The organism is Flavobacterium sp. ACAM 123 (assembly GCF_000264055.1).
Classification (GTDB): domain Bacteria; phylum Bacteroidota; class Bacteroidia; order Flavobacteriales; family Flavobacteriaceae; genus Flavobacterium.
The window spans coordinates 1-5,327 of the sequence record NZ_AJXL01000159.1 but is presented as its reverse complement, the minus strand read 5'-3'; the positions used below and the strand labels follow the sequence as shown (position 1 = coordinate 5,327).

6 protein-coding genes and 1 pseudogene are annotated in these 5,327 nt (G+C 31.2%); 2 read left to right on the top strand and 5 right to left on the bottom strand.

The features are described 5' to 3' along the window. Positions 1-366: 366 nt before the first annotated feature. Both A3SG_RS21965 and A3SG_RS22775 read right to left on the bottom strand, forming a co-directional pair. Positions 367-531, bottom strand: coding sequence for an RNA polymerase sigma factor (locus A3SG_RS21965; protein WP_016991253.1), 165 nt, complete (start codon positions 529-531; stop codon positions 367-369). Positions 532-662: 131 nt separating this feature from the next. Then, the gene (locus A3SG_RS22775; RefSeq protein WP_255347719.1) at positions 663-797 is read right to left on the bottom strand and encodes a hypothetical protein; all 135 of its coding nucleotides are present in this window, start codon (positions 795-797) and stop codon (positions 663-665) included. Positions 798-1,141: 344 nt separating this feature from the next. Here A3SG_RS22775 and A3SG_RS0117265 point away from each other — a divergent pair, with 344 nt between their 5' ends. Further along, on the top strand, positions 1,142-1,468 hold the full coding sequence (locus A3SG_RS0117265; protein WP_016991251.1) for a transposase: 327 nt from the start codon (positions 1,142-1,144) through the stop codon (positions 1,466-1,468). 113 nt (positions 1,469-1,581) lie between these two features. Here the strand turns inward: A3SG_RS0117265 and A3SG_RS0117260 are convergent, their stop codons facing one another. Continuing rightward, the gene (locus A3SG_RS0117260; protein ID WP_029596889.1) at positions 1,582-2,475 is read right to left on the bottom strand and encodes an IS1595 family transposase; all 894 of its coding nucleotides are present in this window, start codon (positions 2,473-2,475) and stop codon (positions 1,582-1,584) included. Between the two features lie 741 nt (positions 2,476-3,216). Here A3SG_RS0117260 and istB point away from each other — a divergent pair. After that, a pseudogene (gene istB / locus A3SG_RS22525) lies at positions 3,217-3,857 on the top strand (IS21-like element helper ATPase IstB). Positions 3,858-3,948: 91 nt separating this feature from the next. On the opposite strand, the gene A3SG_RS20300 reads toward istB, so the two are convergent. Then, positions 3,949-4,464 (bottom strand): nucleotidyl transferase AbiEii/AbiGii toxin family protein, encoded by a 516-nt coding sequence (locus tag A3SG_RS20300; RefSeq protein ID WP_050979851.1) that lies wholly within the window; start codon positions 4,462-4,464, stop codon positions 3,949-3,951. Further along, positions 4,461-5,060, bottom strand: coding sequence for a DUF6088 family protein (locus A3SG_RS0117240; protein ID WP_016991247.1), 600 nt, complete (start codon positions 5,058-5,060; stop codon positions 4,461-4,463). Before A3SG_RS0117240 ends, A3SG_RS20300 begins: the two co-directional genes overlap by 4 nt. Positions 5,061-5,327: the final 267 nt, after the last annotated feature.

The window sequence follows — 5,327 nt, the reverse complement described above, 5'->3', positions numbered from 1 at the left end:
TAAAATAAATACAAAAACGATTTAGTTCGCATTTATTTTTATTTAAACCATTTTTTTTAAGTTAATAAATTCTTAAAACAATAATTAAAATATTGGAATTCGTTTTTTATCATATCAATGCATATTAAACATAAACTAGAGATATTACCATTTGACAGGGGCTAATCGATGGTTGCATTCCTAGTCTTTTTCGGTCTTAAAATTGTTGGGCATATTGTGAATGATTTCTGTAAGCACAGGGGGGAGGAGGAATTTAAAATCCCTTGTGTGATTTGCATTTTTACATTTCAGTGAATTTATTAGGTAAGCCTCCGAATTTAGAATATTGGCCACGTTAGATTTCTCCCATAAACTAATTAAAATTTTCTAAACAATGTCCTCCGCTATTTTTTCGTCATTATACATCTTATAAGCATAGGTGAAAAGCCTTTGCCAATAGCGATCAAAAATCACTTCAAAGGCTTGATAACTGCCTTCTTTTACATGTTGTTGAAGTTCACTGTCGCATAAATTTGAAAGTGTGATTTTCATTTTTTTGTGTTTTTTTTTACAAATTAAAACAATTATATAGAAAGAAAGGAACCATTAAGTTTAAGATTTAGTTACCTAAAGGTTATTAATTATAATGATTGCTTTTGTAATTTTGGAAATCTCGAACAGTTTCATCTATTTTTAAAAGAAAGGTTAGACTGATTGTATAACTGGAAAAACCGGTCAAATTGACCACCACTTTCCAGTTCAAAATGACCACCTAATTTCGGGATAAATTGATTATTAAAAACTACTGACTTTTTCATCTTGTTAGAACCATACATTCGTAAAAAAAAACACAGATTATGACAAACAATATAACAGACATGAGTAAAATTAGAAAAGTAATTAAATTCCATTATGAATGAAAGAGTAAGTTATTCACAAGTAGTTACTTATCCTTTTCCAGGAATACGGTAAAGAAATATATTTCTTTATTTGAAGTTCTCGGATTAAGCTTTGAATTTATTGATAAAAAACAGATGCTGAAATAGAAGTTTTGTTTTCACAGACTGCCGTGGAATCAATTAATCCCAAATTACAGACTCTCCATAATTTTCCCCCTAAAATGGAGCGTTAACTAAAAAAAGTTGGCGTTAGCATACAACATATGTGGGAACAATATATTACCATAAACCCTGATGGTTACAGGAGTTCGCAATTTACCCATCATTATAAAGTATGGAGTAAACGAGTCAATCCAGTAATGTATATAAATCACAAAGCCGGTGATAAAATGTATGTCAATTACGCTGGAAAAACACTCTCCATTGTTTACAAAGACACTGGAGAAATCAAAGATGTACAGTTTTTTGTAGCCATATTGGGAGCTAGTCAAGATATTATACCGAAGGATTTATGTAAACCTAAAAGAAACCAAATTCTTTTATCGGGAAGAATTAAACCAACAGATATGGGATTTATTAGACTCTCATAATAATCGAAAACTTATAGGACGGCCATATTCTCGCTTGGAATTATTTTAAGAAGATGAAAAGAAAAACTGCGTCCACTACAACAAGAGCGTTTTTAAATTATTGAGGTCAGTAGTTACAAACATATAATTTTAGACTGATATATTTTATCCGACTTAACCATTCTTACTATTAAATTATTGAATATTGTGTCTTTGCTTTGAGAACGATTAATTCGATAGCAAAATTCATCAAGATACCTGTTTATATTAAAATCACTTACTGAAGAATATGTTGTTCTAACCCATGATTTTACTTGATGAATCATTGTGTGTAATGCCATAAAATTCATCCCATTATTACTTTCTATTTGTGTGATATCGTAATGCTCAAATAAAGGACGATAGCCTTTCCATTTATCTGTAGTTATTTTTGCGCTTTTATCAATGTGCTTGTTAAATATTGTCTCTAATTCTTGGGCTGAATAATTGTCGATTTTTAAGGCATACATCCTTTTAACTTTTCCCTTATCTGTTAATTCTACTGCGGTTACAATCTTTTTCTTTTTGCTGTCATAACTCCTTCCTACTTTGCCTTTTTCCTTTCCACCAATAACAAATTCATCAACATGAACGATTCCATCCATTGGATGATTCTCACTAGATTTCATGGCTTCTCTAACTTTATGCATAAATAAACGTGCTGTTTTTTCTGTAACTCCAAAGCGAACTCCCATATAGCTAGCAGATAAACTTTTAGTTGTAGTTGACATCTCAAAACATATAAAAAAGGCTTTACGTAAACCAAACTTAACCTTATGAAATAAAGTATTTGCAGCTGCGCTTTCTGTATGACTACAAATATTACAAGTTCTGGAAAAATCTTTACGGATTTGACTCTTTGTATGCTTACATTTTAAACAAATAAATCCTTGTTCCCATTTATAATTTGCTAAATATTCTTTGCAGTTTTCATCTGTTTTAGACCGTTCAGCAAAATCTAAAAGGTTTTGTCCTGTAAATAAATTCATAATTCTCATGTTTTATTGACTTCTAAGATATAAAATTATCTACTGACCTCAATTAAATTAAATACCAATCCTTTGCAACGGTCATGCAAAACGGACATGTTCAATTAAGTCAAGACAAAAATTATTACCGTATTCCGTATCAATATGTCAAGAAAAAAGTAAAAACTATTGTATACCAAATCAACTGTAGAGATCTATTATAAATACAATCGGATAGCTATTCATCCAAGGAATTACAAACCTTATGTTTATACCACAATCCCAGAGCATTTAGCCAGTACGCATCAATTTGTAACCCCGTGAATTGCAGCTCGCTTAATTGATTGGGCTAGCAGTATTGATGAGTCCGTTGGAGAATATATTTTGCGAATAATCGAAAGCAGAAACCACCCTGAACAGGCTTACAAAAGTTGTTTAGGAATACTAAACTTCGAAAAAAGGTTGGTAACCAGCGATTAATAAATGCCTGTAAACAGGCACTTGATTTAAAAATTTACAATTTTAAGACCATGCAAAACATCTTAGAACATATTGATTTTGAGCAAAAACCATAGCAAGAACTCCCTATCCACGTTAACATACGAGGAAAACAATATTATAATTAATTAAAAACCAAGTAATCATGAATAAATCCACAGTAACAAAAATGAAACAAATGAAGCTTTATGGCATGCATAATGCTTTTAAAACGGCCATTGAAAGCGGAAAACAGACAATTACAGACTTGATCAATTTGTATCGATGCTCATTGATGCCGAATGGGATGAAAGACACAATTGGCGTATTGCTCGCAGTATCACTAATGCTCGATTTCATTACAAATCAAATATTGAAAGTATCAATTTTGACCAGACTCGTAATCTGGATCGAAACACCATACTACGTCTGGCAGAATGTGAATTTGTAAAAAAAATGAAAGTCTTTTAATCACAGGAAGCACTGGTATCGGCAAAAGTTATTTAGGCACTGCATTAGGTTATCAGGCCTGTATACAAGGCTTTAAAGCAAGTTATTTCAACACTTCGAAGTTGTTTGCCAAATTAAAAATGGCCAAAGCAAATGGTTCTTATCTGCGAGAATTGGCTAAAATAGAAAGACAAGAGGTCATTATACTGGACGATTTTGGACTCCAAGCACTAGATAACCACAATCGAATTACCCTTTTAGGAATAATTGAAGACAGGCATAACAATGGTTCTATTATTGTAACATCGCAAATCCCAGTGCAAGGTTGATATGACATCATTTGAGAAAAAACCATAGCTGATGCAATTTTGGATAGGCTAATACATCAATCTCACCGAATCGAACTGCATGGAGAATCTATGAGAAAGAAAAAAAGCATAAACAAGGGTAATATTTTAAATATATTTGAATACTAATTAACAGATGAAAAAAAGTAGTTTTTAATGAAAAATGGAGGTGGTCATTATGAATTCGAATTGGGTGGTCAATATAGCTGGAATTCTCACTCTAAGTGAACGACACCCTATTTCTATTTGAACTCTCGGTAAAATTATATCCTGACATATCAATACTATGAGGATAATAGAGATTAATTACAACAGGATCATCATCAGATTCAGTTGTTTTTATAATTTCCCACCTCAAACCTAGAAATCCTTTCTTTATGAATTCCGCTTGTAATTCAATATAAAAAATTTCAGAAATATAATTATTCGCCGACTTCCTTAAAGCCGTAATTTGCTTTTTTGAAAGTCCACCTTCAAAACCTAAAAATTTCCTATCGATAGCCAAATCAACATCTTCCGAAAAACGATCTATTAGATTCCAAGCTTTACTTAATGAAGTTCCACCTTTAAAAACCAAATGCTCTCCAACTTGCATTTCAAAAATAACAGCTAATGTTTGTACAACCCACCAATCTTTTTCTACCGCAAAAGGAGCTAGTCCTTGAATATTACTGACTTGCTGTACTATATTTATTTTTTCAATTTCGGGAAGGTTATGAAAACTTATTTTTGTCATTGGTCTGCTTTTTTCATGATTTTTTGTATCCAAACGGGAGCTAATGTAATATCATGTATTAAGTTGCTCTTTTTCTCTTTTTTAAGTAATTCTATTATCATTTTTTCTTCATCAATGGTAATTTTATCTATACCAATTTCTCTTAAAGCTTGTAAAACTAGACTACTAATTTCTCCTTTTGCCAATAAATTTTTAGGAGTTGTTTTTTTAAACTTAATAGTTCGTTTACCTATTTTAATTACTCTCGGAGCACCATCTGTGAGATATACTAAGTTCATAGGCACTTGCGTGCTAAAACCAAGTGCGTTTAATGCGTAAACACCTGTAGGGACAATTTTAACTCGATCTCTTTTTGCAATACCTAAAGCTACCTCTTCCGCTGAAGGTAATACCTCGCCAATATACTGACTTATTTTTGGCCTCACGTAAATACCTTGTGCTATTCTAGTAATTGTTTTTTCTTTTTCAAGACGATGCAATACCAAACGCACTGCTTCTGAAGACCCTAATTTGCTAAAATCTTCTGGAAACAACAAACTCCCTCGTTTTATTTTTAAAATCTTAGTTCTTATATTTTTATCAACACTTTGAGCCATTAAAAACAGTATTATTTGTAACAAATATAGAAAAAATTTGTTACAAATAATAGTTAAATTACTTAATCCAATTTACCTTTATGAAAAGGGATTAATAGAATAAGTTCACATAAATATATTTTAAAATAAATTCGAAATAAATGAATTAAATGATAATTTCACTTAATGTAAAACATTTCACGATACATATACCGTTATGAATTCCTTTCAAATTTTTGTAGATTTATAAAATATGGTTCCAACGAGTATTACTATCTAATGAATTAG

Coding starts and splice junctions, on each gene's coding strand:
- A3SG_RS21965 (WP_016991253.1), bottom strand. CDS start 531: ATGAAAATCACACTTTCAAATTTATGCGACAGTGAACTTCAACAACAT.
- A3SG_RS22775 (WP_255347719.1), bottom strand. CDS start 797: ATGAAAAAGTCAGTAGTTTTTAATAATCAATTTATCCCGAAATTAGGT.
- A3SG_RS0117265 (WP_016991251.1), top strand. CDS start 1,142: ATGTGGGAACAATATATTACCATAAACCCTGATGGTTACAGGAGTTCG.
- A3SG_RS0117260 (WP_029596889.1), bottom strand. CDS start 2,475: ATGAATTTATTTACAGGACAAAACCTTTTAGATTTTGCTGAACGGTCT.
- A3SG_RS20300 (WP_050979851.1), bottom strand. CDS start 4,464: ATGACAAAAATAAGTTTTCATAACCTTCCCGAAATTGAAAAAATAAAT.
- A3SG_RS0117240 (WP_016991247.1), bottom strand. CDS start 5,060: ATGGCTCAAAGTGTTGATAAAAATATAAGAACTAAGATTTTAAAAATA.